At 62.4% G+C, this 26,955-nt stretch carries 20 protein-coding genes; 9 read left to right on the forward strand and 11 right to left on the reverse strand.

Going from position 1 to position 26,955, the window contains the following annotated elements; all coding sequences use genetic code 11:
- Positions 1 to 42 precede the first annotated feature (42 nt).
- A complete protein-coding gene (locus tag VJ464_21755) occupies positions 43 to 1,566 on the forward strand; it encodes a PLP-dependent aminotransferase family protein (GenBank protein HKQ07767.1) in 1,524 nt (507 codons plus the stop codon).
- Positions 1,567 to 1,624: 58 nt separating this feature from the next.
- Here the strand turns inward: VJ464_21755 and VJ464_21760 are convergent, their stop codons facing one another.
- The 4 genes from VJ464_21760 to VJ464_21775 all read right to left on the reverse strand — a co-directional run bounded on the left by VJ464_21760 (position 1,625) and on the right by VJ464_21775 (position 5,085).
- Positions 1,625 to 1,813: a hypothetical protein gene (locus tag VJ464_21760; protein ID HKQ07768.1), complete on the reverse strand. Its 189-nt coding sequence runs from the start codon at positions 1,811 to 1,813 to the stop codon at positions 1,625 to 1,627.
- A gap of 129 nt (positions 1,814 to 1,942) precedes the next feature.
- Complete coding sequence (locus VJ464_21765) at positions 1,943 to 2,185, reverse strand: hypothetical protein (protein HKQ07769.1); 243 nt, start codon at positions 2,183 to 2,185, stop codon at positions 1,943 to 1,945.
- 339 nt (positions 2,186 to 2,524) lie between these two features.
- Positions 2,525 to 3,757: an ATP-grasp domain-containing protein gene (locus VJ464_21770; GenBank protein HKQ07770.1), complete on the reverse strand. Its 1,233-nt coding sequence runs from the start codon at positions 3,755 to 3,757 to the stop codon at positions 2,525 to 2,527.
- Positions 3,758 to 3,804: 47 nt separating this feature from the next.
- Positions 3,805 to 5,085: an MFS transporter gene (locus tag VJ464_21775; GenBank protein HKQ07771.1), complete on the reverse strand. Its 1,281-nt coding sequence runs from the start codon at positions 5,083 to 5,085 to the stop codon at positions 3,805 to 3,807.
- Between the two features lie 105 nt (positions 5,086 to 5,190).
- Here VJ464_21775 and VJ464_21780 point away from each other — a divergent pair, with 105 nt between their 5' ends.
- Positions 5,191 to 6,438 carry a YbiU family protein gene (locus tag VJ464_21780; protein HKQ07772.1) on the forward strand — a complete coding sequence of 416 codons (1,248 nt, stop codon included), beginning with the start codon at positions 5,191 to 5,193 and terminating at the stop codon, positions 6,436 to 6,438.
- A 146-nt stretch (positions 6,439 to 6,584) separates the two neighbouring features.
- On the opposite strand, the gene VJ464_21785 is transcribed toward VJ464_21780, so the two are convergent.
- Positions 6,585 to 7,829, reverse strand: coding sequence for an amidohydrolase family protein (locus tag VJ464_21785; protein ID HKQ07773.1), 1,245 nt, complete (start codon positions 7,827 to 7,829; stop codon positions 6,585 to 6,587).
- A 251-nt stretch (positions 7,830 to 8,080) separates the two neighbouring features.
- On the opposite strand from VJ464_21785, the gene VJ464_21790 reads away from it, so the two are divergent.
- The 5 genes from VJ464_21790 to VJ464_21810 all read left to right on the forward strand — a co-directional run bounded on the left by VJ464_21790 (position 8,081) and on the right by VJ464_21810 (position 15,570).
- On the forward strand, positions 8,081 to 11,299 hold the full coding sequence (locus VJ464_21790; protein HKQ07774.1) for a glycosyl hydrolase: 3,219 nt from the start codon (positions 8,081 to 8,083) through the stop codon (positions 11,297 to 11,299).
- A gap of 122 nt (positions 11,300 to 11,421) precedes the next feature.
- Positions 11,422 to 13,107, forward strand: a complete 1,686-nt coding sequence (locus VJ464_21795) for a GMC family oxidoreductase (GenBank protein ID HKQ07775.1) — start codon at positions 11,422 to 11,424, stop codon at positions 13,105 to 13,107.
- Between the two features lie 217 nt (positions 13,108 to 13,324).
- Positions 13,325 to 14,419: a hypothetical protein gene (locus VJ464_21800; protein ID HKQ07776.1), complete on the forward strand. Its 1,095-nt coding sequence runs from the start codon at positions 13,325 to 13,327 to the stop codon at positions 14,417 to 14,419.
- Between the two features lie 131 nt (positions 14,420 to 14,550).
- Entirely contained in the window at positions 14,551 to 14,817 is a 267-nt protein-coding gene (locus VJ464_21805; protein ID HKQ07777.1) for a GlsB/YeaQ/YmgE family stress response membrane protein, read from the forward strand.
- A gap of 387 nt (positions 14,818 to 15,204) precedes the next feature.
- Complete coding sequence (locus VJ464_21810) at positions 15,205 to 15,570, forward strand: hypothetical protein (GenBank protein ID HKQ07778.1); 366 nt, start codon at positions 15,205 to 15,207, stop codon at positions 15,568 to 15,570.
- 121 nt (positions 15,571 to 15,691) lie between these two features.
- On the opposite strand, the gene VJ464_21815 is transcribed toward VJ464_21810, so the two are convergent.
- On the reverse strand, positions 15,692 to 16,273 hold the full coding sequence (locus VJ464_21815; protein HKQ07779.1) for a nucleotidyltransferase family protein: 582 nt from the start codon (positions 16,271 to 16,273) through the stop codon (positions 15,692 to 15,694).
- Between the two features lie 218 nt (positions 16,274 to 16,491).
- On the opposite strand from VJ464_21815, the gene VJ464_21820 reads away from it, so the two are divergent.
- Positions 16,492 to 19,368: a M36 family metallopeptidase gene (locus VJ464_21820; GenBank protein ID HKQ07780.1), complete on the forward strand. Its 2,877-nt coding sequence runs from the start codon at positions 16,492 to 16,494 to the stop codon at positions 19,366 to 19,368.
- Positions 19,369 to 19,716: 348 nt separating this feature from the next.
- On the opposite strand, the gene VJ464_21825 is transcribed toward VJ464_21820, so the two are convergent.
- Complete coding sequence (locus VJ464_21825) at positions 19,717 to 20,022, reverse strand: hypothetical protein (protein ID HKQ07781.1); 306 nt, start codon at positions 20,020 to 20,022, stop codon at positions 19,717 to 19,719.
- Between the two features lie 202 nt (positions 20,023 to 20,224).
- On the opposite strand from VJ464_21825, the gene VJ464_21830 reads away from it, so the two are divergent.
- Positions 20,225 to 23,248 carry an SBBP repeat-containing protein gene (locus tag VJ464_21830; protein HKQ07782.1) on the forward strand — a complete coding sequence of 1,008 codons (3,024 nt, stop codon included), beginning with the start codon at positions 20,225 to 20,227 and terminating at the stop codon, positions 23,246 to 23,248.
- Between the two features lie 32 nt (positions 23,249 to 23,280).
- Here VJ464_21830 and VJ464_21835 read toward each other — a convergent pair whose 3' ends face one another.
- From VJ464_21835 to VJ464_21850, 4 genes are all read right to left on the reverse strand, one after another.
- The gene (locus tag VJ464_21835; GenBank protein ID HKQ07783.1) at positions 23,281 to 24,648 is read right to left on the reverse strand and encodes a sigma-54 dependent transcriptional regulator; all 1,368 of its coding nucleotides are present in this window, start codon (positions 24,646 to 24,648) and stop codon (positions 23,281 to 23,283) included.
- Positions 24,649 to 24,723: 75 nt separating this feature from the next.
- A complete protein-coding gene (locus VJ464_21840) occupies positions 24,724 to 25,197 on the reverse strand; it encodes a hypothetical protein (GenBank protein ID HKQ07784.1) in 474 nt (157 codons plus the stop codon).
- Positions 25,151 to 25,990 (reverse strand): DUF6599 family protein, encoded by an 840-nt coding sequence (locus tag VJ464_21845; protein HKQ07785.1) that lies wholly within the window; start codon positions 25,988 to 25,990, stop codon positions 25,151 to 25,153. The genes VJ464_21840 and VJ464_21845 overlap by 47 nt, the downstream gene beginning before the upstream one ends.
- 75 nt (positions 25,991 to 26,065) lie before the next feature.
- Positions 26,066 to 26,713, reverse strand: coding sequence for a PH domain-containing protein (locus VJ464_21850; GenBank protein ID HKQ07786.1), 648 nt, complete (start codon positions 26,711 to 26,713; stop codon positions 26,066 to 26,068).
- Positions 26,714 to 26,955: the final 242 nt, after the last annotated feature.

Raw genomic sequence — 26,955 nt, forward strand, 5'->3', positions numbered from 1 at the left:
CTGAGGGTGCCAATTTAACGACGCGAATCGGCGGAGGCTGAAATGTCTAAGCACGCGATAGCCGTCCCTTACACGGCGCTGACGCTCGATGCGGCTTCGTCAGAGCCACTCTATCACCAGCTTTACGAAGCGCTGCGGGGGGCGATTCTCACCGGTCAGCTCAAGCCCGGCACGCGCCTACAATCAACGCGCGAGCTGGCCGGTGAGCTTGGCGTGTCGCGTAACACGGTGATGAACGCCTTCGAGCAACTGCTGGCCGAAGGCTACCTGGAAGGCCAGGTCGGCAGCGGCACCTACGTCTCGCGCGCCCTGCCCGACGAGATGCTTTTCATACGCGCCGCCAAATCGCGGGCGGCGCAGGTGACGCGACCGGGGCGGTCGTTATCGGAACGCGGCACGGCGCTCGCCCGCACCTTCCTCACCACCTCGCGCGATGTTTCGGTCGTTCGCCCGTTTCGTCCGGGCACGCCGGCCCTCGACGCCTTCCCCGCCAATTTGTGGTCAAAGCTACTCGCGCGCCGCTGGCGGAAACCACCGCGCGAATTGCTCGGCTATGGCGACGCGGCGGGCTACCGGCCCTTGCGCGAAGCCATTGCCGCTTATCTTGGCGCGGCGCGGGCGGTGCGGTGCGAAGCCGAGCAGGTGATCATTGTGGCGGGCGCGCAGCAGGCTCTGGATCTGACGGCGCGGCTGATGCTCAATGCCGGCGACGCGGCGTGGATCGAAGACCCCGGCTATCTCGGCACGCGGGCGGCGCTGCTCGCCGCCGGGGCGCGCGTCGTCCCTGTGCCGGTTGATACGGAAGGGCTGGACGTGCAGGCGGGGGCGCGGCTGGCGCCCGCGGCGCGGCTGGTCTATGTGTCGCCGTCGCACCAGTACCCGCTCGGGGTGACGATGAGTTTGGCGCGGCGGCTGGCACTGCTCGATTGGGCGCGGGCGGCGGGCGCGTGGATCATCGAAGACGATTACGACAGCGAATACCGCTACGCCCGCCGCCCACTGGCAGCGATGCAAGGGCTTGATAAGGATGGCCGCGTCATCTATCTCGGCACCTTCAGCAAAGTGATGTTCCCGTCGTTGCGCATCGGCTATGTCGTCGTGCCCGCCGATCTGGTGGATGCGTTCATAGCGGCGCGCGGCGTGCTGTCGCGCTTCACGCCTTCGATAGATCAGGCGGCGCTCGCCGACTTCATCCACGAAGGCCACTTCGCTCGCCACATTCGCCGCATGCGGACACTGTATGCCGAACGACAAAACTCACTGGTCGAGGCAGCGCGGCGCGAGCTCGCGGGTTTAATCGAAGTCGAGCCACACGACGCCGGCATTCATCTGGTCGGCTGGCTGCGCGGGGGCCTGGATGATCGCCGCGCACAGGAGGAGGCGGCGCGGCAGAACGTCGAAGCGCCGGCGCTGTCAGCCTTCAGCATGAAGTATCGCCATCGGCCGGGCCTGATGCTCGGCTACGCCGGTTACGGCGAGCGCGAGATTCGCGTCGGGGTGCGCCGGCTGGCCACCGCGCTGCACAACCTTAAGCCAGGCAAAAAAGAAAGAAGCGGCCACAGATGAACACCGACGAACACCGATAAGAATAGGGCTTAAACTCGGCCTTTTTCACCATCTGTGTTTATCTGTGTTCATCTGTGGTTTCATTTTTCCAGAGCTGTTGCGAAGGCACGCGCAGGGCGCGATTGAATTTGCTCGACGCGTTCTCCCAGGCAATGATGGCGGTCAGCTCGACAATGGCGTCGGCCTCGTAAAAGTTTTGTAGCCGGGAAAACAATTCGCCGCTGACCTCGCGCCCGGTGATCGTCATGGCGTCGGCGTATTCGAGCGCGACACGCTCGGCTTCGTCGTAGAGCGGACTGCTGGCGTAATCCGCGAGCGCCAGAATTTTCTCACGGCTGACGCCAAGCCCGCTGCCGACCGCAGCGTTGATGTCCTGTCAGAACTCGCAGCCGTTGATCGAAGCGACGCGGCGATTAATCAACGCTTGCAGCCGCGCGTCAATCAGCCCCGACGCCTCCAAGCCTGTCCACATGCCGCGCACGCCGCGAAAGACCGAAGGCCGCCGCGCATAGAGCAGGTGGTTGGCCAGCGGCGCGCCCCATTTGCGCGCCTGCGCCTCGAAGACTTTTTGGATATAGGGTTCGACGGTGTCGGGGTCAACGCCTGGGATTCGTGCCATCGGGTTTACTCCTCGATGGCCATGCTAGCGTGAATTGGCCCTTAGGCAAGAGCCACTTTCAGGCGAGCGGCGCGGGCCAATTTGGCGAATGCGCCGCCGCAAGCGCGGCGGGTGGTTTGTAGGCCCAGGCCCTCGGCGCGTGCGGCGGCTGGCTGAAAAAATCTGTTCACGCGAGCAGTGGTGGTTGAACTTTTCTGACGAAAGCACTCTCGCAGCTCAGTGGAGTCAGAACTGCTCGCGTGAATTACGTTGGCCAGTGTACCTATCCGCGCCCCGGAAAATCCTCACGCGTTTGTCAAAAGCTGTAAAAAGATGTCTTGTGATCTGAGGTTAAAGATTTCAAACGATTATGAACTCAAGGCGGGCGTGAGCCTGGCGCAAAGCGGCTTCGACGCGGTCGGGCGTGGCGGCGCGGCTGAAGATGAAGCCGAGATAGCTGGCGCCTTCGGGCGGCGGCGCGATCTGTTGCGTCAGGTGAGCCGTGATGATGATGTCTTCGATGTCAGCAACCTGTCGCGCTTCATCGAGGCCGAAGACTTCGCGCAAGGTGCCGGCGCGCGGGATGGGAATCATCATCACGCCGGCGGCCTGGCGCTCGCGCTCGACCGCGCGCAAGTCTTCGCCGAGCGCGTGACGGATAACCACTTCTTCGAGCGACCAATCCTCGCCGAACTTCAGGGCGCGGGCGCAGAGGCCGCCGATGGTGCGCGCCGCGACTTCGATGACATACGCGCCGCGCTCGTTGACGCGCAGCTCGGCATGGACAGGCCCGCGCGTCATGCCCATTGCGCGAGTGGCGGCGGCGGCGGTTTCGATGATGTCGCGCTGCACGGCTTCGGATAGCCGCGACGGCGTGACGTAGATCGTTTCTTCAAAGAACGGCCCGTCGAGCGGGTCGGGCTTATCAAAGATCGCAAGCGCGCGGAACTCGCCATCAGTGACCAAGCCTTCGACGGCGACCTCGAAGCCGGGGATGAACTCTTCAACCAGGGCTTCGCGCGTTTGCGGGCCGCCGCGCCGAGCAAGCTTCGGATCGCTGACGATGCGGCTCAATCGTTCGACGACGTGGGCGAACTCTTCTTCATTGTCGGCGCGCATCACGCCGCGACTGGTCGAGAGAAAGGTCGGCTTGACGACGCACGGATAATCGAGCCGGGCCGCCACCTCGCGCGCGTCTTCGTCGAGCGAGAACGCCTGATAGCGTGGCACGCGCACACCCGCACGACTCAAGACATCACGCATCAGGCGCTTATTCTTGGCGGCGCGGGCGGCGGCAGGCGGGTTGTAATTGAGTCGCAGGCCGTCGGCGATGGCTGCCGCCGCAACCGCCGTGTCTTCGTCCACGGGAATGACAGCGTCAATCGCGTACTCATTGGCGTATCGCTGCGCCTGCCGCGCCGCTTCATCAGCGTTGAAGAGGTCGAGCGTCAGCAAGCCTTTGGGATTGTGCGCCGCAAGTGTGCTCGCCCATTCGGATGCGGCGACGACATCCACGCCCATTCGGCGCGCGGCGTCGAGATAGGCTTTCGTGCGATAGGTGGTCGTCGGCAATAACAGCAGGACTCGTGGCATATACCTTCACCTTATGTCCGCAACGCGTGGCTTGTCCAGCCGGGCTATTATTGCGAAGGCCCTTCGTAACCGAGCAGGCTGCGGGCCGTGAAGCCCGCAATGAGGACGGCGACGAGACAGCCGACGCCGCCGGTAATCACCGACAGCGTCGCGCCGACCGCTGCCGCTAACGCGCCGGCTTCCATTTCGCCCAGTTGCGGCCCGCCCATAAAGAAGATCATGTTCACCGAAGTCATGCGCCCGCGCAGGTGATTGGGCGTGACCAGTTGGCGAATCGTCTGCCGCAGTACGGTGCTTACGGTGTCTGCCGCGCCGGTGATGGCCAGCATCGCTAGCGACAGCCAGAACCAGCGCGACAGGCCGAACACAATCGTCGCCGCGCCATAGATCGCTATGGAAATCAGAACGAGCCTGCCCTGTCGCTTGAAGGTCGCGGCACGCGCCATCACCAGCCCGGTGATGACCGAGCCGGCTGCCGGCGCTGCGGCCAGCAAGCCTAAGCCGCGTGCCCCGACTCGCAGAATCTCTGCCGCAAAGATCGGCAGCAACGCCGTCGCCGAAGCGAAGAAGGTGGCGATGAAATCGAGCGTCATCGTCTGCACGATGATCGGCGTGCGCCAGACAAAGCGCAGCCCTTCGCCGAGCGCCGCGAAGCTCACCCTGACCGCCGCTTGATCGCCGCTCTCAGGCCGCCCGCTCGTCTGCATAATCAGCAGCGCCAGGATGACCGCGAGAAACGAAACGGCGTTAATCATGTAGATCAAGGCCGGGCCGTGACCGGCAAGCAGCAAACCAGCGAGCGCCGGGCCAACAATCATCGCCGAGTTGAAGGCGAGAATGCCTAAGCTCACGGCATTCGGAAAGACTTCGGCGGGAACCAGCGTCGGCATCAGGGCGTGGCGGGCGGGATTATCAAAGGCGACGGCTGCCGAGGCGACGGCGGTCAGCAAGTAGATCGGCCACACCGCATCGAGCCCAGACGCGGTGGTGGCTGCGAGCGCGGCGGCGCTCACAAGCATGACAACTTGTGTGACGATCATCAGTCGCTTGCGGTCAATCGCGTCGGCGACCACGCCGCCGATGAGCGAGCAAAGGATGATGGGCACGACGCGCACCAGGCCGACGAACCCCAGCGCCAGCGGCGAGTGAGTCAACAGATAAACGTGCCAGTTGATGGCGACCAGTTGCATCTGCGAGCCGGTGATCGAAACCAGTTGTGCCAGCCAGAGCAGACGAAAGTCGCGGTGGCGCAAGGCCGGGAACGCAGAACGCTGCGACTGGGGATTGATGCCCGGCGAGCGGTCGGTCGCGCTGGTGCGTTGAGCCATCACTATAAACTTAGCGGGTTCGCCAGCCGCTCGCCAGTTGAACGCCCAATGGCTTCGACAAATCGCTGGCCGCGGCCTGATACTACAGTCAGGAGAGCATACGCCATGCCCATTGATGCGAACCGACTCGCCGAAACCATCGTCGCCACGAAGCGGATGCTGCGCGCTCAACTGCCGACTTACGCCGAGACCTTTGCCGAAGTCGAGGCCCACATCCGCGGCGAGGCCGAAGAGATTCAGGCCAGCAGAGAGCGCGGCGAATCGGTGATTCCAACGCTCGACTACGCCGCCGTCATCAGCGGTCAGGTCAGCCCCGCCGAGACGCAGCAGATTCGGCGTCGGGGCGCGGTCGTCATACGACAAGTCTTTCCGCGCGAGCAGGCCGCGGCATGGAATCAAGAGTTAGGCGAATACGTCATGAGCAACGGCTACTACGAGGCCGAGGCCGACCCCACACTCGATCAGTACTTCAGCACGCTGGTTTCCGCGCGCCCGCAAATCTTCGGCATCTACTGGTCGCGCCCGCAGGTCTTCGCGCGTCAGGCCGAGAGCCTGGCGGCGGCACGCGTGTTTCTGAATAGCCTCTGGATCAGTGGCCGCGACGGCGAGCAGTACTTCGACCCGCGGCGAGAGTGCACTTACGCCGACCGCATCCGCCGCCGCGAGCCGGGCGATACGACGCTCGGCCTCTCGCCGCACATGGACGCCGGCTCGGTCGAACGCTGGCTCGATCCCGCCTACCGTCAGGTCTATCGGCATGTCTTCTCCGGCAACTGGCGCGCTTACGATCCGTTCGACGGGGCCTACCGCACGGCGGTGCAAGAGATTCCCTCGCCGGCGGTGTGCAGCATGTTTCGCACCTATCAAGGGTGGACGGCGCTGACGCCGCAAGGCCCCAATGACGGCACGCTTCAGGTGGTTCCCATTACAATTGGGGTGGCTTATATGCTGCTGCGCGCGCTTCAGGACGACGTGCCCGAAGAGGTGCTATGCGGCGCTCAACCGGCGCGAGCCCTGTCGGCAACCACCGAATGGCATAAGGCACTGCTCGCGGCACTGAGCAGCATTCCGCCGATGGAGCCCGGCGACACGATCTGGTGGCACCCCGATCTTCTACATGCCGTCGAGGACCGCCACGCCGGAACCGGCTACAGCAACGTGATGTACATCGGCGCGGCGCCTTATTGCGCGAAGAACGCGGCCTATCTGGAGAGACAGAAACAGGCATTTTTAAACGGCGAGAGCGCGCCGGATTTCGCGCCCGAAAATTATGAGATCGCTTATCAGGGGCGGGCGACGATGGCCGAGCTGACAGAGCTTGGCAAGCGGCAGATGGGATTTGCGAGCTGGTAGCCTGTGTGCGGCGACTATCGCTTCCGTGGGCGCTGCCCACGGCTATTGATTCCCGGTGGCGTTGCCACCGGCTATTGACGCCATCCCCTTCGGGGATCATTTCAAAACCCGCTCTTGCGGTTTTTTCAAGCAGGCTGATCTATGGCTTATTGCTTGTAGATCGTGCCGCCTTTCATCACAAAGCGCACGCGCCGCGTCGCCGAGATGTCGCGGGTCGGGTCGCCTTCGACGGCGATGAGGTCGGCCAGTAATCCCGCTTTGACGCGCCCGATCTTATCGTCCATATGAAGCACATGCGCGTCAATCGAAGTTGCCGAGCGCAGCACGTCCACAGGTGACATGCCGAAGCTAACCATCAGCTCAAGCTCGCGAGCGTTGTCGCCATGCGCAAAGACACCGACATCGCTGCCGCTCGCAATAGTTACCCCGGCGGCGAGCGCCGCTTTGAAGCTGGCGCGCTTGGCCTCAGCGCCGGGGCCGACGCCTGAAACCGACACGGTCGGGCACAACGCGACGCCACGCTCTTTCATCAAGCGAAAGACTTCGGGCGTGCCGCCATCGCCATGCTCAATCGTTTCGACGCCGGCCATCACGGCGCGGCGCATGCCTTCGGCGGTCGTCGCATGAGCGCAGACCGCGCGGCCACTGCTGCGCGCCGTTTCAACAATGAACCTCAGCTCATCAATCGAAAAGGTCGGCGCGGCGGTGTTGTTCGCGCCCCAGCGGTAATCGGCATAGACCTTGATCCAATCGGCGCCCTTGCCGATCTGGTCGCGCACGACGCGAATCAACTCGATGCCGTCGGCCTCTTCAGCGCCTTGCGGCACGCGCCACTCGGCGGCAAAGCCTTTCGGGCCATAGCTGCCGGTAGCGACGATGGCGCGCGTGACGACGAGCATTCGCGGGCCGGGAATGATGCCCTGCTCGACCGACTGCTTCAATCCCACATCGGCATAGCCCGCCCCTTCGGTGCCTAAATCGCGCAACGTCGTGAAGCCGGCCATCAGCGTGTTGCGCAGGTGATTGGTGGCGCGCGCGACACGCACGGCTACAGATTCGCGGGCGACTTGATCGTTCCAGACCGTCTCGCTGTACGGGTGAAGCAGCACATGCGAATGCGCATCGATGAGACCGGGCATCAGTGTGGTGCCAGGCAGCTCGATCACTTTGGCGTCGGCGGGCGCGTTGATCTGGCTTGCAGGGCCGACCGCTTCGATGCGCTCGCCGCGCACCAGCACGGCCCAGCCGTCATGCAGCTCGGCGGCTTCGCCATCGAAGACATGCGCGGGTTTGAGCAAGTAGGTGGCGGGCGTTGGTGTCGTCTGTGTGCGGGCCGGAATGCCTGTGAGCAGGCAGCAGAGCAGAATCAGAAGCAGGCGGTAGCTTTTCATGATCTTCCCATTTCGGTGATGATGTGAAGCAGGCCCATTTTAATCGGCGCGCTTCCGCCCGGCAATGTAATTGCGGTCTGTTAAACCGCCAAGACGCCAAGACCGCCAAGAACAGCTTCGTATCCTCTTTGCGTCCTTGGCGTCTTGGCGGTTAATCTTTTGGTTTGTCGGGCGTGTCAATCTCGCGTAACCGTCACCGGCAATTTTCAGTAGCTGTCTTTCAGACCATCAGCCAACAAGGAGCTAACGCAATGAAAAGCCATCTTGCGCGGCGCGGCGCGGCGCTCGTCTGTGCGCTCGCTTTCGCCCTCTTCCTCTTGATTCCGCAAACCACGGCGCGCGCCCAACAGCGCGTTGACGATTCCCTGATGAAAGGCTTGAAGTGGCGCAGCATCGGCCCCTATCGCGGCGGACGCTCGACCGCCGTGGCCGGCGTCAGCAGCCAGCCCGGCACCTTTTATTTTGGCTCGACCGGCGGCGGCGTCTGGAAGTCAACCGATGGCGGCGTCAACTGGGAGAACGTTTCGGATACTTATTTCAAGACCGGCTCGGTCGGCGCCATCGGCATCAGCGAATCCGACCCTAACATCGTCTATGTCGGCATGGGCGAATCGCCCATTCGCGGCAACGTCTCGCACGGCGACGGCATGTATAAATCTACGGACGCCGGCAAGACATGGAAGAAAGCCGGCCTCGACGATTCGCGCCAGATCAGCCGCGTGCGGGTTCACCCGCGCAATCCCGACATCGTTTATGCCGCCGCGCTCGGCCACGTCTGGGCGCCGAACGATCAGCGCGGCGTCTTTAAATCCGTAGACGGCGGCAAGAACTGGCAGCGCGTGCTGTTCAAGAGCAACAAGGCCGGCGCGACCGATCTGATTATTGACCCGACCAACCCGAATGTAATGTATGCCGCATTGTGGGAGGTCTATCGCAAGCCGTGGACGCTCGAAAGCGGCGGCCCCGACGGCGGCATCTACAAATCAACCGACGCCGGCGACACCTGGGCAGAGATCACGCGCAATTCGGGCTTGCCCAAAGGCATCGTCGGCAACATCGGCATCACGGTTTCGCCCGCGAACCCTGACCGGCTGTGGGCCATCGTCGAAGCCGAAGACGGCGGCGTCTTCCGCTCGGACGACGCCGGCAAGACATGGCAGCGCACCAACCAGCAGCGCGCCCTGCGGCAGCGCGCGTGGTATTACACGCGCATCTACGCCGACCCGCAGAACCAGGAAGCGGTTTACGTGCTCAACACCGGCATGTATCGCTCGAACGACGGCGGGCGCACGTTCACCGGGTTCGAGAACATTCATCACGGCGACTGTCACGACCTCTGGCTCTCGTCCGCGGACCCGAACCGCATGATCTTAGGCGATGATGGCGGCGCCGAAGTGTCGCTCAACGGCGGCAAGAGCTGGAGCGAAGAAGATCAGCCGACGGCGCAGTTTTATCGCGTCGTGACCGACAATGATTTTCCTTATAACATCTATGGCGCGCAGCAGGACAACTCGACGGTGCGCATCGCTAGCCGCACGACCGACTTCAGCATCGGCACGTCCGACTGGTACGACGTCGGCGGCGGCGAATCAGGCTGGATCGCGCCCAACCCGAAAGATTCCAATATTGTTTTCGCCGGTTCCTACGGCGGATTGATCACGCGCCGCGATCACCGCACGGGCCAGGAGCGCAACGTCAGCCCGTGGCCCGACAACCCGATGGGTCACCCGGCGAGTGATTTGAAATACCGGTTCCAGTGGAACTTCCCCATCGTCTTTTCGCCGCACGACCCGAACACGCTTTATGCCGGCGGCAACGTGGTCTTCAAATCAACCAACGAAGGCCAGAGCTGGGACGTCATCAGCCCTGACCTGACGCGCAACGACAAGTCAAAGCAAGGCTCGTCGGGCGGGCCGATCACCAAAGACAACACCAGCATCGAGTATTACTGCACGATCTTTACGCTCATGGAATCGCCGCTTGAGCGTGGCGTCATCTGGTCGGGCTCCGACGATGGCCTGGTGCAAGTGACGCGCGACGCCGGCAAGTCATGGCAGAACGTCACGCCGAAAGACATGCCCGAATGGATTCAGGTGAATTCAATTGACGTGTCGGCCATCCAACCGGGCACCGCATACGTCGCGGCGACCATGTACAAGTTCGACGACTATAAGCCGTACCTCTACAGGACGAGCGATTACGGCAAGTCGTGGAAGAAGATCACCACAGGTATCCCCGATACGGCTTTCACTCGCGTCATCCGCGAAGACCCAAGCCGGCGCGGCCTGCTCTACGCCGGCACAGAGACCGGCCTCTACGTATCGTTCGACGATGGCGATCACTGGCAGTCGCTTCAGCTCAACCTGCCGGTGGTGCCGATCACCGACCTGACGATTCACAAGCGCGAAAAAGATTTGATCGCCGCGACACAGGGGCGCAGCTTCTGGATTCTCGACGACCTGCCGGCGCTCCATCAAATGAGCGATGCGGCAGCGGCGGACGCTTACCTGTTCAAGCCCGAAGACACGTATCGCTTGCCGGGCGGCGGCTTTCAAGCGTCGCGCACGGCGACCGCGGGGCAGAACCCGCCCGCTGGCGCGGTGATCTATTACTACCTGAAAGAGAAGCCGAAGGCCGACGTGACGCTTGAGCTGTTCGACCCGGCGGGCCATTCCGTCAAGAAGTACACGGCGCGCGTCGCCAAGCCCGAAGCCGGGCCGCCCAGCCCGACGCCGCCGACCATGGAGCAGCAGGAAGAAGGGCCGCCGCGCGGCGGTGCTGTGCGACTGCCCGCCGACGCCGGCTTGAACCGCTTCATCTGGGATTTGCGTTACGACGACGCGAAGCGCTTCCCCGGGTTGATCATGTGGTCAGGCGACACACGCGGGCCGCGCGCCGTGCCGGGGACGTATCAAGTCAAGCTCACCGCCGGCGGCAAAACTTATACGCAGAGCTTCGAGGTGATGAAAGACCCGCGACTCGAAACGACCGTGGCCGATTTTCAGAAGCAGTTCGAGCTGCTGACGAAGATTCGCGACAAGTTCAACGAGACGACCGACGCCATCACGCGTATCCGCGAGGCGCGCAAGCAGATCGAAGAGATCACGGCGCGCGTCAAAGATCAGCCGAACAGCAAGCCCGTCCTCGACGCCGGGCGCGCGCTGCGCGAGAAGATGACGGTGGTCGAAGAGGCGCTTTATCAAACGAAGAACCAGAGCAGCCAGGACCCGCTGAATTATCCGATCCGTTTGAACAACCGGCTGGCGGCGCTGGGCGGCGTCGTGGCGGCTTCGGATGCCGCGCCATCGGCGCAGGCGTATGTGATTTACGACGAGCTGGCCGCGGCCATCAATGCGCAACTGGCGACGCTCGATCAGATCATGAAGACCGATCTGCCGGCGTTTAACAAGCTGGTGCGCGACCAGGACATCCCCGCCGTCCTAGTCAAGCAGAAAGCCGACGGCAATTAACGACGGATAAAGAAGGGCGGCTTCATCGCGGGCCGCCCTTCGCTACTGCGCTCTCCGCTCATCTCTTCGCATTGATACAGAACGAGCAAGCAGGTTAGTATTTTTGTACCTCAGAATTGTTTATGAGCAAGCCAATCATCTATGACGCCATCATTGTCGGCAGCGGCGCGGCAGGCGGCATCGCCGCTCACGTGCTGGTGAACAAAGGGCTGAACGTGCTGCTGCTGGAGATCGGCCCGAAGTGGGACCCGACGACGAGTTACATCACGTCGCACAAGTGGCCTTATGAGATGCCGTTTCGCGGGCGCGGCAAGCCCGGCCAGTACGACGGCCTGTGGAAGATCGATGCCTACACCGAACACCTCTACGTCAACCCGCGCGTTGATCGCTATGCGCTGGCTCCGGGCACGGACTTTCACTGGACGCGAATCCATGCGGTCGGCGGGCGCACCAACACCTGGGGCCGCGTCAGCCTGCGCTTCAGCGAATGGGATTTCAAGCCCAGGTCCATGCAGGACGGTTACGGCGACGATTGGCCCATCGCTTACCAGGACCTCGCGCCCTATTATGACCGCGCCGAAACCTTGATGGGCGTCTACGGCACACGCGAAGGACTGGCCGTGCTGCCCGACGGCAACTACTTGCCGCCGCCGGCCATGCGCTGCGGCGAAGCGATGTTCAAGCGCGGCGGCGCGAAGATCGGCATTCCGGTGATCCCGATGCGCGCCGCCGTCTTGACGCGCAACCATGAAGGCCGCGCTGCCTGTCATTACTGCGGCGAGTGCGGGCGCGGCTGCGACACCTCATCGCGGTTCTGCACGCTCGACGCCATCATCCCGAAGCTGCTCGGCAAACCGAACTTCACCCTGCGCACAGGCGCTGCCGCTTATCGCGTGCTGCTCGACGCCAAAACCAATCGGGCGCGCGGCATCGCTTTTATTGATACAAAGAGCAAGCAGGATTACGAAGTCTACGCGAAGACGATTGTGCTGGGCGCCGGCGCGATGGAGACGACGCGCATCCTGCTGAACTCGAAGACCGGCGAATACCCGAATGGCCTGGCCAACTCGTCGGGCGTGCTCGGCCATTACCTGATGGACAGCATCAAGTCGGGATTCCTGAGCGGTGTGCTGCCGCAGTTGAAAGGCGCGCGAGTCACGAATGACGATGGCGCCGGCGGCGGTCATATCTACGTGCCGCGCTTTACGAACATCAAAGGCGGGCGCAAGGCAGCGATGCTGCGCGGCTGGCAGTTTCAACCCTCAAGCGGCGCACCGATGTTTCCGTGGGTTTCGCGCGGGATTGCAGGCTTCGGCTCGGAGTTCAAGCGCGACGTGCGCCAGCACTATCCGACGACCATCGGCGTCGCGGGATTCGGTGAAAGCCTGCCGCGCTTTGAGAACTACTGCGAGATTGATCCGAACGGGCTGAAAGACCGTTATGGCATTCCGCAACTGCGCTTCAATGCCCGCTGGGGCGACAATGATTTAAAGATGGCCGACGCCATGTACGACACCGCCGAAGAGTTGCTGCGCGCCGCCGGTGCCGAAGTCTTCCCCTATCGCCGCAACCCGCCGCCGCCGCCCGGCGATGCGACGCACGAAGTCGGCACCTGTCGCATGGGCGACGACCCGAAGCACGCCGTGCTAAACCGCTTCAATCAAGCGCACGACGTCAAGAATCTTTTCGTCACTGACGGCAGCTCGTTCGTTTCGGTTTCCGAGAAGAACGTCACGCTAACGATCATTGCGCTCTGCTGGCGCGCTTGCGACTATCTCGCCGAAGAGCTGCGCAAGGGCAATCTCTAAGCGGAGAAAGAGGAAACGATTGAACATCACCTGAACCTGTAGTAAATTGCCCTCATCGCCAGTCCCCGCGAAAGTAGCTCCTGCTTGATGCTCTTGAAACCCCTGCGGAGTCGCAGCTATCTCGAATCAGATTTTAGACACCATCCGTTCGGGCACCGCGCCGCCGACCATCAAGCTGGCGGCAGCGCGCGGTCTGCTGCCATTCAGCAACGAAGAGTTGCTGGAGTCGCTGGTCACCCTGTCCGGTGACACGGACCCTGGCGTGCGCGACACCGCGGCAGCCTCGATAGACACGCTCAAGCCCGAATCCTTCGCGGCGCTGGCCGCCGCGCCCGATGCGCCGCCCGAGGTGCTCGGCTTCCTCTGTCTGTGGCCGCGCGCGCCGCGTGAAGTCATTGAAGCCGCCATCTTCAACCGCGCGACGCCCGATTCAGCGCTGGTCATCCTGGCCGGACAGACCAAAGACGCTTCGATCATCGAAGCCATTTCGCTCAAGCAGCAGAGCCTGATTCGGGCGCCCGGCATCATCGAAGCGATTCTATCCAACCCGGCGCGCAGCTTTGAGGCCGAGCGCCGCGCCAGCGAAGTGCGCCAGGAGTTCTTCGAGAAACAGTTCGGCGCGCAACTGGTCGCCGACGAGCAACGCGTCCGCGCCGAAGCCGAAGCCGCCACCCGTGTTGAAGAAGAGAAGCGGCGGCAGATGGTCTCTATCGAAGACGTAGACGACCTGATCCGCCTCGGCCTTATCGAAGAAGGCATTGACGATTCACTGATCACCGAATACGAGAGCGAGTTCGGGCCATTCGACGAGCGCCCGCCCGAGGCGCACGAAACGTTCGATATCAGCCCCATCGTCGAAGAGATTCACGCCGCGGAGATGACGCAGATTACCACCGACCGCATGCCGGTCTTTCAGCAGATCGCTTTGATGAGCATCAAAGACCGCGTGATGCTGGCCATCAAGGGGACGCGCGAGGCGCGCTTGATCCTGGTGCGCGACCCGAACCGCATGGTCGCTTCGGCGGTGATGCGCAACCCGCGCCTTACCGACAATGAGATCGAATATATCGCTTCGATCAAGTCGATTCATGAAGACGTGCTGCGGCAAATCGGCTCGAACCGCGCCTGGGTGAAGGGCTACGCCGTGATTCATAATCTGGTGCGCAACCCGCGCACGCCCATCGCCATCAGTCTCGGCTTCCTCAACCGCATACAGACCCGCGACCTGCGCGCCCTGTCGCTGAACAAGAACATCCCCGACGTCATCCGCCAGACATCAAACCGCTGCTACATCAAGCGCACCGGCCATTAAGCGCGTTGACATGCCATCACCGCGCCTCTAAGATCAAATCAGCTTTCGGTGAGCGTAGTGGCTGCGCGCCGGCTTATGGGCCGGTCAAAAACAGCGGTGCGGCAGCAGTTTGAAAATCAGGAGACAGGCAAATGATAGGCGAGATTATCGGCTGGTTGATCGTCGGGTTGATTATCGGCGCGCTGGCGCGCTTGCTGATGCCGGGCCGCGACCCGATGGGCTGTTTGATGACGGCGGTTCTCGGCGTCGCCGGCAGCGTCGTCGGCGGCTTCATCGGAAGCCTGATCTGGGGACCGCAACGCGGCACGGGGTACTTCACGCCGAGCCGTAGCTGGATACTATCCCTCATCGGTGCGATGCTGCTGCTGTGGATCTTTCGCGCCACCAGACGGTCCTGAGCCGGTTGAGGCCGGATGTTAAGCGAACCTTCCGCCGACAACTGAGGCGCAAGTGTAGCGATCTGACTACCTGTGCGCCTTATTTTCATCCACCCAGACTCCCTCTTCTTCCTTAGCAGAAACTTCCAACTGAAATATGAGGGTTCAGAATTGCGCAGCTCAATGCATTTTTATCTCATTTCTCATCTGGCGGCTATAAACAGACTATCTGCAAATTGAAAATCTTGCGCCTCGCACCGGCTGCCTGGTGCTTTCTATCGCTGGCATAGACGTTGCTACAGTTGTGGCGTAGCAATCTTCAAGCGGGGGAACGTTCGTAAGATAGGGAAATGCGGCGAGCAGTTTGGCCGCTTTGAAATGGCGACAGGCGAAAGCGAGGAGAGAATTATGATGATTATTATTGCGGCGACCGTATTTGCTCTGAGTTTAACCGCCCTGTTTCTGCTCAAGGGGCGCAAAGAAGACCCGACGCAACTGCGCGCGCCGCGTCCACAGATTCCGACCCTGGGTGTGCAGATCATCTGCGGTGATTGCTCAGGCTATAATCTAATAGCCCGTAAGACGTTTCTCGATCAACACGGTAATTGCCACCAATGCGGCGGTCACAGCTACATTCTGGCCTCGACGATGGCGCTACAGGCAATGGCACTGCGCGCCCAGCGGATCGCCGAACAGACCAGCGCTTCGGCGGGCCGGGTGATTCCATTCGACGCCGCGGCACGCGCGGCGCGGACAGAAAAGATTGCCGTTTAAGGCGGCACTTCCACAGGTTAATTTCAGCGCGAAGGCCGGAGCATGCTCCGGCCTTCGGTTTTTTGATGGGCACTCCGTAGCCGCTGAGTAATAAGTGTTGAGCAATCCGTAGCCATGCTTTTTAAGGTTCGATCAGCCGCCGATAATCTTCGGGATAATCAAAATCAGTCAGCACCGAATCGGTCATTACTTCAATATGCACGAGGCTATCGGCGTGCGCATGAATGACCTGCCGCAAGCCTTGCGCGGGGTCGAACCCCAGCAGTTCGTCGCGCAGCCGCAGATCGATCAGGACCGGGTGACCGTTGCGCCCGCCGTAAGTCGGGATGACGACGAGCCCCCGGCGCCGCTCATATTCATCGATGACGCGATTGATGATCGAAGTCTCAATCTGCGGCTGATCAACCAGCGCGACCAGAACAGCCGAGGCGGCGGGCGACACGGCAGCGATACCGCACTTAACCGACGAGCTCATCCCTTCACGATAATCCGGGTTATGCGCGAAGCGCACGGCTCGCCCGTCGAGCGCGCGGCGCACGTCCGTTTCGCGGTGGCCGGTGACGACGACGACTTCATCAATCCGAGCCGCCAACAGTCGGTCGGCGCAGCATTCGACGAACGTCTGGCCGGCGAATCTGAGCAGTTGTTTGAACTCGCCCATGCGCCGCGACTCGCCCGCCGCAAGAAGAATGGCTGAGATCATAAATTGACTTTCGCGCACATACTCTCGCCTCGGCGATTATAGCGGCGCACCGCCATGCGCCGCCAACACCGCCGCGCTTGCTTTGGCCTTTCTCGTCCGCGCAGTTCTGCTATAATTGGTTTCGCGATTTCGCTTCTTGTTCAACCTCTCCAACGAACCTGATTGAGAAGGAGTTTGTCGTGCGTCTCAACTCGTTGCCCCCGGCGAGAGTCGCCTGGTTGTTTTTTGCTCTCTTCCTGATTGTTGTGCAATGGCCGGCGTCGGCAAAGCTTGCCGCGCGCCCGGCGGCGAGCCCAACTCAGGCCGATTACGAAGCCCTGCCGGATTTCGACCTCCGCGCCCTGCGCCCGCGCCACCTCGTTGACATCGAACAGAAGAAACGATTGCTGGCAACCAGCCGCGCCGCAAGCCAGCAAGCGACGCTGCGCTGGAATGACTGGCTGGACGCGCCGCATCATCTGTTTTCGCTCGGCGCGCCATTGACCGCTGCGTCCAGGGATGACGCGGCGGCGGCGGCGCGGCGCTTCGTTGAAGCCAACCGCGCGCTCTACGGCATTGAGCGCAGCGAGTTGGACGAAGCGCGGGTTGCTGCGCTGGAAGACGTCCCGGGCTTCACGCGGCTGGCGCTCGAACAGCGCGTCGGTGGCCTGCGAGTCTTCGATTCCGAGATGCTCTTTGTTCTTGACGGCGAGCGCCGCGTCCTCGCCGCTTCGGGGAGCTTTGTGCCAGGGCTCGCGCGCCGCGCAGTTGCTGCCAACCCGCAGCTTTCCGCCGAAGACGCCCTGCGCCGCGCCGCTCTAGTCTGCGGCGCGCGGTTGACGGCCCCGGTTAGTTCCACGACAGAACGACTCGCCGCCCGCGAGCGCGTCGTCTTCGCTTCCGACGAAGTCGACAGCCGCTCGGAAGCCAGCCTCGTCTATTATCCGATCAGCCGCGACGACGTGCGACTGGCGTATCAAGTGTTGCTTTATGGCGTGCCTTCAAGGCTCGACGCTTACCTGATTTTGATTGACGCCCACAGCGGCGAAGCCTTGCGCCGTGACGCGCTCACCATGAGCTTCGCCGCGCCGATGGCGCGCGTCTTCACACATGAGAATCCGCTCACAGCGGAGCGCGAACCGATGCCGCTGGGTGGCGACCCTACCGCCTCGCCGCAGGGCTGGGTCGGCAGCGACCGCACCGAAGGCAACAACACTCGCGTTTATTTCAACCCCGACATGAGCGGCGGCAGCCTTGTGCGTGCGGCGGCGGATGGGACGTTCGATTTTCCGCTCGACCTGGAACGCTCGCCGCTCGACTCAAGCGACGCGTCGGCGGCCAATCTCTTTTACTGGGTCAACGTCGCGCACGACCGCTTCTACGCGCTCGGCTTCAACGAAGCGGCGCGCAACTTTCAGAGCGATAACTTCGGCAAAGGCGGCGCCGCCGGCGACCCTGTGCGCGCAGACACCTTGCGCGGCGCGCGGGTGGACCCGGCGAGCGGCCAGACGGTTCGTAATAACGCTTACTTTAATCCGACGCTCGACGGCTCGCCGCCGCTGCTCGCCATGTTGATGTGGACAAACACAACAGACGGAGCGACCCGCGAACTCGATTCGTCTTATGATGCCGGTGTCATCATCCACGAATATACACATGGCGTTTCGACGCGGCTGGCGGGCACGGACAACGCGCTCGGGTTGCGCTCCAATCAGGGCAATGGCATGGGCGAAGGCTGGTCGGATTTCTTCGCCATGTCGTTTTTGACGCCGAGCGACCGGGCGCTCGACGCCCCTGCGCCGACCGGGGTTTATGTTACACAGCGCGCGCGCGGCGTCCGCGCTTATCCGTACTCGACGCGAATGGATGTAGACCCGCTGACCTTCGGCGACATTCGCTTCAACCCCGAAGTCCATGCGCAGGGCACCGTCTGGTGCTCGATGCTCTGGGACTTGCGGCAATCGTTTATCCAGCGCTATGGCTTTGACGCCGGGCGCGTGGCGGCAGAGCGCCTGGTCATCAACGGCTTGAAGGTGACGCCGCTCACGCCGTCTTTCATTGACGCTCGCGACGCCATTCTGCTGGCCGACCGGACGACCAATCAGGGCGCCAATCAAGACTTGATCTGGCGCGCTTTCGCCGGCCGCGGCCTTGGCCGGTCGGCGACAACGCAACTGGCGACGAGCGGCACCGGCTACCGCATGCCGGCGGTCGAAGCCTATGACGTGCCGGCTGAAGCGACTGCCGGATCGCTGGTGATGAACGACCGCCCCGACGCGCCTCTCGTCATCGGTGAAAACGTCAGCCTCATTCTCAGCGACCGCGACCTGATGAACGCCGTCTCGGCTGAAGTGCATGTCACGAATCAGCGCCTCGGCAGCGACCTTGCCGTGACGCTGCGCGCCGACGGAGCGGGCCACTTCGCTGTCAGCTTGCCGGTGGTGTCGCCTGCGACGGGCAGCAAGCCTGCTGCAAGCATCATCGCAGAAGCCGGCGACGAAATCGTCTTCAGCTATGCCAACGCCCGCAACAATGCCGGGGTCCCTGAAGCGGTTGAGGTGCGCGCCACAGCGGGCCGGCGGGTGGCCGTCTATGCGGTGAATTTTGAGCAGGAGGCGCCCGACTGGACGCTGTTCGGCAACTGGCATCTGACGACGCGGCGCGCGGCGAGCCCACCGCAATCGCTCTATTTCGCTAAGCGCAAGGGCGTTGATGAGGGCAAGTCGTATACCCCATCGGGCAGCTCGGGAACCGCCTACACGCCGGCTATCGATCTTCAGGCGCTGGTCAAGCCGCAGCTTGAATTCGATTATTACTTCAGCGGCACCATGCAGACGCCCGCCGATATGTTGACGCTTGCGGCGCGCAACTATCCGTTCATCGGCAGCGGCACGACGACCGCCGGCGAGCCGCCGATGACGCTGACGTACGACCTGCGCCCGGACGCCGACCCGACATTTCAAAGCGCCCGCATCGATCTGCATTTTCTCGGCAAGCGCCAAACTTTTCTGAGCTTCGCCTTCAACGCCTCGACAGCGGAAATCAACCGCAAGCGGCTCGAAGGTTTCTACCTCGACAACCTGCGCGTGACCGCCGTCTCAACCAGCAGACAGTAGTCAGTTGCCAGTTGCCGGTTGTCAGTAATCAGTTATCAGTTGTTAGTTGCAGCAAAGGTCTAACGATCTCGCAGTCACTGACAACTGACAACTGATAACTGGCAACTGGCAACTATTTACTGACTACTGATTTCCCACCGCTGCTACTTACTTCCCGGCACATTGTTACCACACGCGGCCTCGGATGGGATGTGTCGCTTGCCGCACGTCGGCTGAAATCACGTGCCGGCGGCAGTTAGATTCGCTGTGTGATGAAATTCACAAAGTTTCTGATTCTGGCACAGTGAATGCACAAGTGAGCACCGGGGTTCGGCCTCACCTCCAGGTTTGCGACCGATGGTCGAATGGTCAGGAGTAAGTTATGAGCGCCACCGGCAGTTTTCCTGGTCGCCCGGCAAGACGATCAACCGCTTGTCTCGCTTGCACAGTCGCGGCGATGATCGCTTTCACCGTCAGCGCCTGTTTGCCGATGACGACGACGATGGCGAGCCAGCGGGCCGCGGCAACTCCTATGGTTACCGGCGAGCCGAGGCCGCCGACGGCTAGTGCGGGAAGGCTCAGCCCTGAGGCTTTCAAGCGATTGCCGTTGCGCTTTGAAGCCGGCGACCCGAACGTGCCGGGGAAATTTCTGGCGCGTGCGGGCGATTGTAACATTACTCTCACAGCGACCGAAGCGGCACTGGCCATGCGAATGGCTGACGGCGCGGGGCGGCTTGGTTGCGGCGCGAATTTGGGATTGCCACGGAATGCGGGATCGCTTCATGCGAACGAGCAGCTTCCTGGATCGCGCCGCGACCGAGCGGCTCCGCGCCGCCGCCACGCGGCGGCTGATCAATCCCTGACCGCAACCCTGCGCATGCGGTTAGTCGGCGCGCGCCGGCGTGCCCGGCTGGTCGGCGAAGCCCAAGGGCTGACCCCGACTCATTACCTCATCGGCAATGATCCAAAGCGATGGCGGGCGAACGTGCCGACCTACTCACGCCTCAAAGCTGAGCAGGTCTACGGCGGCGTGGATGTCGTCTACTATGGTTCGGGCGCGCAACTCGAATACGACTTCAACGTGGCTCCGGGAGCCAGTTACGCGGCGATCCGCTGGCGCTTCGACGGCGCGGAGCGAATCCGGCTTGATGACTCGGGCGGCCTGCTGATTGACACCTCCGCCGGCACGATTCGCCAGGCGAGGCCGGTGGCTTACCAGATCGCCGGCGGCCCTCGCAAAGCCGTTCCCGCCCGTTATCTGGTCTGCGGCAAACGCGAGGTGCGCTTTCTCGTCGGCCAATACGACAAGCGCCTGCCGCTGGTCATCGATCCCGTCCTCAGTTACTCGACCTACTTCGGCGGCCACGGCGAAGACCGGGCCAATGGCGTGGCGGTCGATGCGTCGGGGAATATTTACATCACCGGCAACACCTACTCTTATGACTTGCCGCTGAAGGCCGCCATGCAGCCGGCGCACAACCAGCAGCCCTATGCCGACGTGTTCATCGCCAAGCTCAACGCGGCGGGCACCGAGTTAATCTATTCGACCTACCTGGGCGGCAGCAGTAGCGATAGCGCTAACGCGATTGCCGTAGACCGCGCGGGCAATGCTTACGTGACCGGGGCGACCCTTTCGAGCGACTTCCCGGTCACTGCCGGCGCGTTTCAAACGGCGCTCGCCGGCGGCAGGAGTCTCGACGCCTTCGTCGTGAAACTGAGGGCGGACGGCGCGCTCGATTATTCGACTTACTTGGGCGGCGGCAGGCCGGAGTCGAGCGGTTATGAGGTGGGCAACGGTATCGCCGTCGATGCCGCTGGCGACGCCTACGTGACCGGCAGCACCCAATCAAGTGATTTTCCAACGACCTCGGAAGCCGTGCAACGGGCGCTCAACAGCTATCGAAACGCCTTTGTGACCAGGCTCAATGCTTCGGGCACGGCGCTGGTCTATTCGACTTATCTGGGCGGCAGCGGCGGCGATGAAGGGCGCGGGCTGGCGCTGGACGCCGCCGGCAACGCGTATGTGACGGGCACCACCTATTCAAGCGATTTCCCGGTGACGGCGGGCGCGCTGCAATCCCGCAACGCCGCTGCCCCGCCCTCGCTGCCGTCGAGCGACGCCTTCGTCACCAAGCTCAACCCAAGCGGGACGGCGCTGGTTTATTCGACCTACCTCGGCGGTTCAAACGCCGATAGCGGCAGCGCGATTGCCGTGGACGCGGCGGGCAATGCCTATGTCGCGGGCACAACCTTTTCGCTCAACCTGCCGACGACGGCGGGCAGTTTGAAGAGTCAATCCGGCGGCGGCTTTTACAAGAGCGTCAACAGCGGGCGGCGCTGGCAACGGAGCAACACGGGCCTGGCGACGTCAACGGCGTACGCGCTCGCCGTTGACCCGAAAGCCGCCGGCCACCTCTACCTCGATAACAATGATGGGTTGTATACGAGCACGGACGGCGGCGACAGTTGGCGGCAGGTGAGCCGGCAGAATGTCGGCGACCTCGTCATTGACCCCGACCACCCCTCGACCATTTATGGCACCTACCCCAACGTCATCAAGAGCACCGATGGCGGGGCGACGTGGGCGGCGGCCAGTAGCGGACTGCCGCCGACTTTTGGGGGCTATAGCCTGTTGATCGATCCGCTGCATCCGGCCACACTTTATGTCTTCGGCTACTTCCTCGGTGGTGGCGCGCCGCAAGGGCCGCCGCAGCCACACTATTTTTTCAAGAGCACGGACGCCGGCGCGAGCTGGCAAGAAGTGATCTCGGTGCCGGCGATATTGCAGAGGCCGGATGCCCTGGTCATCGACCCGCATGACACGACGCGGCTCTTTCTGAATACCGCCTACCTGCTTTATCGAACTCAGGATGGCGGGCAGTCGTGGCGGCTGATGAGCGACCACACGGGCTACTCGCCGCGCGCCGTGGACCCGAACTCTTCAGGCATCCTCTATGGCTACGACTATGGCGGCGGCATCGGCAAGAGCACAGACGACGGGCGCACGTGGACAAGGATCAGTAATGGCCTGCCGCCGCAGTTCAACCTGCGCGATTTCGTGGCCGTGCCGACGACGCCGACGACGCTCTACCTGGGCACGGAGGATGGCATCTTCAAGAGCGCCGACGGCGGCAACAACTGGCAGGAGGTCGGCATCGCCGGCGACATCGATTTCTTGGCGTTCGACCCGCGCGACGCCTCGACGGTCTACACCGGAGTCAATGATCCCAAGGACGCCTTCGTCGCGACAGTGAATGCCTCAGGGTCGGCGCTAGTCTATTCGACTTACCTGGGCGGTAACGGCGGCGAGGAGGCATTCGCCATCGCCGTAGATCAGGCGGGCAACGCCTATGTGACCGGCTTTACCTTTTCAAGTGACTTCCCAACACAAAGCGCGCTGCAATCCAGCAAGCCGCGCGAGGCCAACCCGGCATTCCTGGCGAAGCTGAACCCGGCGGGCGCGGCACTGTCGTTTTCGACTTATTTCGGCGGCAGCAAAGATGCGACCTGGGGGCAGGCCGTTGCGGTCAGCGCCGCCGGCGATGTTTACGTCGCCGGCTGGACGGAATCCTCCGACCTGCCGACACGCGGCGCGATGCAGGCAGCTTATTCGGGACAGGGGGACGCCTTCCTGTTCAAGGTGGGTGCGCCGCGCGTCACCGGCGTTTCGCTTTCGGGCAAACAGCTCGTTGTCAGCGGTGAGAACTTCGACCAGGGCGCGGTGGTACTGGTCAACGGTGAACCGCAGAAGACCGAAAACGACGCGGCGAATTCGACGACCCGGCTGATTGGCAAAAAAGCCGGCAAGCGCCTGCCGCAAGGGCAGGCCGTGACCGTTCAAGTGCGGAACACGGATGGCGCGTTGAGCAACGCCTTCACCTTCACACGCCGCTTAGAATAAAACGGTAAGCGGCGGAAAGCCGGCGGTCGTGTTCAACCGACGCCGCCGAGGCGCTTGTCGCTGATGCCGAGTGCTTTCATTCTGCGATAGAGGTGCGAGCGGTCAATGCCTAAGGCTTCGGCGGCGCGAGTGATGTTGCCGTCACATTCGGCGAGCTTGCGCAGAATGTAATTGCGCTCGTAGGCGTCGCGGCCTTCGCGATAAGAGGTGAAGTTATAACTGGTCGGCGGGCGCACGCCTTCGGCGCTGCCGAACGTTGGCAGGTCGTCTGCCGTGATCGTTTCTTTCGCCCTCATGATGACGACGCGCTCAACCGTATTGCGCAGCTCGCGCACGTTGCCCGGCCATTCGTAAGCACTCAGGCGTTCGAGCGCCTCGTCGTCGAAGCGCTTCGGCGCGCGATTATAGCCGGCAGAGTATTTGCGGTTGAAGTGCTCGACTAAGAGAGGAATGTCTTCGCGGCGCTCGCGCAGTGGCGGCAGCTCGAAGGGGATGACATTGAGGCGGTAGAACAGGTCAGCGCGAAACGTGCCGCGTTCGATCTCTTCATCCAGCCTCTTGTTTGTCGCCGCGATGATCCGCACGTCTACTTTGACTGAATTATTCGAGCCGACCGGTTCGAAGCGCTGCTCTTCAAGCACCCGCAAGACCTTCGCCTGAACTTTCAAGCTCATATCGCTGACTTCGTCGAGCAGCAGTGTGCCGCCGTCGGCCTGCTCGAACTTGCCGCGCTTGGCCTGAGTCGCGCCGGTGAATGCGCCCTTGGTGTGACCGAACAGTTCTGACTCGATCAGCTCTTCGGGGATCGCCGCGCAGTTCAGCTCGACAAACGGCAGCGCGGCGCGCGGCGAGCCATGGTGCAGGGCGCGCGCCACCAGTTCTTTGCCGGTGCCCGATTCGCCATAAATCAAGATGCGCCCGTTGGTCGGCGCGGCAACGGCGATCTGCTGGCGCAGGGCGCGCATGGGCACGCTCTCGCCGATCATCACATAATCGTCGAGCTGTTGGCGCAGGTGCAGGTTGTCGGCTTCGAGTTGTTTCTGGCGCAGCGCGTTGCGCACCGCAAGGATCGTGCGATCAATTTGCAACGGCTTCTCGATGAAGTCGAGCGCCCCCAGCCGCGTCGCGCGCACAGCGGTTTCGATGCTGCCATGCCCGCTGATCATAATCACCGCCGTTTCGGGATAGGCCGCCTTCAACCGCTCAAGGGTTTCGATGCCGTCAATGCCCGGCAGCCAGACATCAAGCAACACGCAACTGAAGATGCGCCGCTCAAACGCCTTCAAACAGTCTTCACCCGACGCGGCGGCTTCGACCGACAGACCTTCGTCTTCGAGCACCCCCGAAAGCGTGCGCCGGATTCCTTCTTCGTCGTCTACGATGAGAACCGAGTTGGGCATGAGGCTTCGCCAGTGACCAGTGACCAGTGACCAGTGACAAGAAGGGAATTCTGTCTTGTCACTGGTCACTGGTCACTATTCACTCCTTTTGGGCGGCAGGCCGAGGATGGTTTTTTCAAACGGGTCAATCTCAAGCCGCAGCATCTGGCCGGCGTCAGAGAAGGCCGCCTGCATATGCTTGCGCCGCTTCAAAAACATCGTCGTGCCGAAGATGCAGCCGGCGACCAGCACCGAGCCGAGCAGGACGCCGAGCAGGCTAAACGTCGACAGCAGCATCTGCGCCGCCTTCTGGGCGCGGAACGGGTCGGGGCTCGGGATGCTCGGATGATGCAGCCACTGTACGCCGTAAGGGTACTGCACGGCATCAACGATGGCCTGTGCGGCATTGCGGTCGTTGAAGCTCACCGCTTCGACAATGTAATTCCCTTCACGCTTGATGATGATGTGCTGCTGTTCGGCTTCGGGCAGCGAGTTGACAAATTCGTTGGCGCGATTGATGGCGTCATAGGCAAACTGCGGCGTGTGGTATTCGATGATGATGAGCTTCATCGGCGCTGTCGGGGGCGCGGGGGCGCGGGGGCGCGGGGACAGCGTCGCCTATCGCCGCGTCGCCGTGTCTCTCCGTCTCCGCGTCAGGCTTCTGCTCATACTCTGCGACCACGGCTTCGGCGTCGCCATTGAAGGCGTAGAGGTCGCGCGTGCCGGCAACTGCCGTGTTGAGCGTTTCCGGGCCGAGATAATAACGCGGGCTGCTTACCGGTCGCGGCGTCGTCGGCAGGCTGCGGAAGACGACCGGGTGCTCGTCGAGCTTCGTCGTCGGTAGCGCATTGGCAATGGCGCGGGCCAGCGTCGCGTCGCCGTTAACCGGCATGTGTGGCTGGCCACTCGCCGCCGTCACGCGCACAAAATATCTGTCCTTCCAGAAGACCAGCGCTTCAGGCGTGCGGGCGCTGCCTGCGCCGATGTGGTCCGGAGCAGGGCTGTTAGTGCCGCCGTAAAAACTCAGCAAACCGAAAGCCCCGAACGGGTGCGACGATTGAAAGACTTCAACGCGAGCCGCGCCATATTGCCGCGCGGCGGCGCGCGTCACGTAGTATTCGCGGTAAACCGTCGCTTGATCGCCGGCCAATTCCGCGAGGTTGCCGGCGTTGAATGGTTTGATGTCGCCGGTCGCCTTCACGCCGGCCAGTTTATCGGGCAGCAATTCGGCCAGGGGCCGTTCGGTGGTGACGGCGATGACCGGTTGATTGCCTGCATTGGGCGGTTGCGCATGGACGGAAAGCGACGCGGCGAACAAGCTCGCCATCGCCGCCAACGCGAGAAACCATTTTTGATGCCGCATCCTGATATCGAATCCTCTGGTTGAATCCTTCAAGGCGATCCCTGTCGCCCTTCATTAGACCCCGCCGCCGTTGCTTTAGTTCCGGCGGCGCAGCTCGTCCAAAATCAAGTTCGCGTAACGCTCCGGGTGGTGGATGTCGTCGAGAATGATCTTGCCCATCTCTGACGCGCTATCGATTTCGATGTCGCCAATGTGGATCACCCGCTGCCAGAACGACGCGGTCACGGTGACGTCTTGAATCTTAGTGAGCGGGATATTGCGCACCGTCTTCGAGAGCAGCCCGTAGCGCATCTCCAGCTTGTGATTCGTCAGCGTGTAGACTTCACGGCGGCGCAGCAAGTGCTTGTAGACCGGCGACGCAAACGCGATGGCGCCGACAATGAGGATCACCACGAACGACACGACGCCGGTAAACCATTCCGGCTTGGCGCTGTGCATCAAGCCCATCAGCGCCGCCGTTGCCAGCAGGATGAGGATGGCAATGCCATAACGCACCATCACGAAGATCAGCGTCGGGCGCAGCACAAAGATGACCGACTCATTCGGCGCCAGATCATCGCGCCGCGCCGTCGGCAGTGGCGACTGACCTGCGGCGGCAGCAGCGGGCGGCGCAAAGTTCGGCTGCGCGACATTGACGTTGCTGTTGGCGACGACTACCGCACCGCAGGAATTGCAGAAGCGGCTCGTCGGGGGAAGCGCCTGACCGCATTGGTTGCAATACATATTCTTCATCCGTTCGTCTGATCTTTCAGGGCCGCCGGCTCGCGCCATCCTGGCGAATGTTGCCATCCGCCCGACTCACTCTCATTTCGAATTTTAGCATAAGCCGCCAATTGCAACGAAGCAACGAAACTCGGCGGTTGGTGAACGCCAGTTGCTTTATAGACGGCAGGAGTAAGCGGACGCCCCCACCGGATTTCATCGTTGACCGCCATGAAATCGGTAAATCCCTCGGATCGAGCAGC

Source organism: Blastocatellia bacterium (genome assembly GCA_035275065.1).
Taxonomy (GTDB): Bacteria; Acidobacteriota; Blastocatellia; order UBA7656; family UBA7656; genus DATENM01.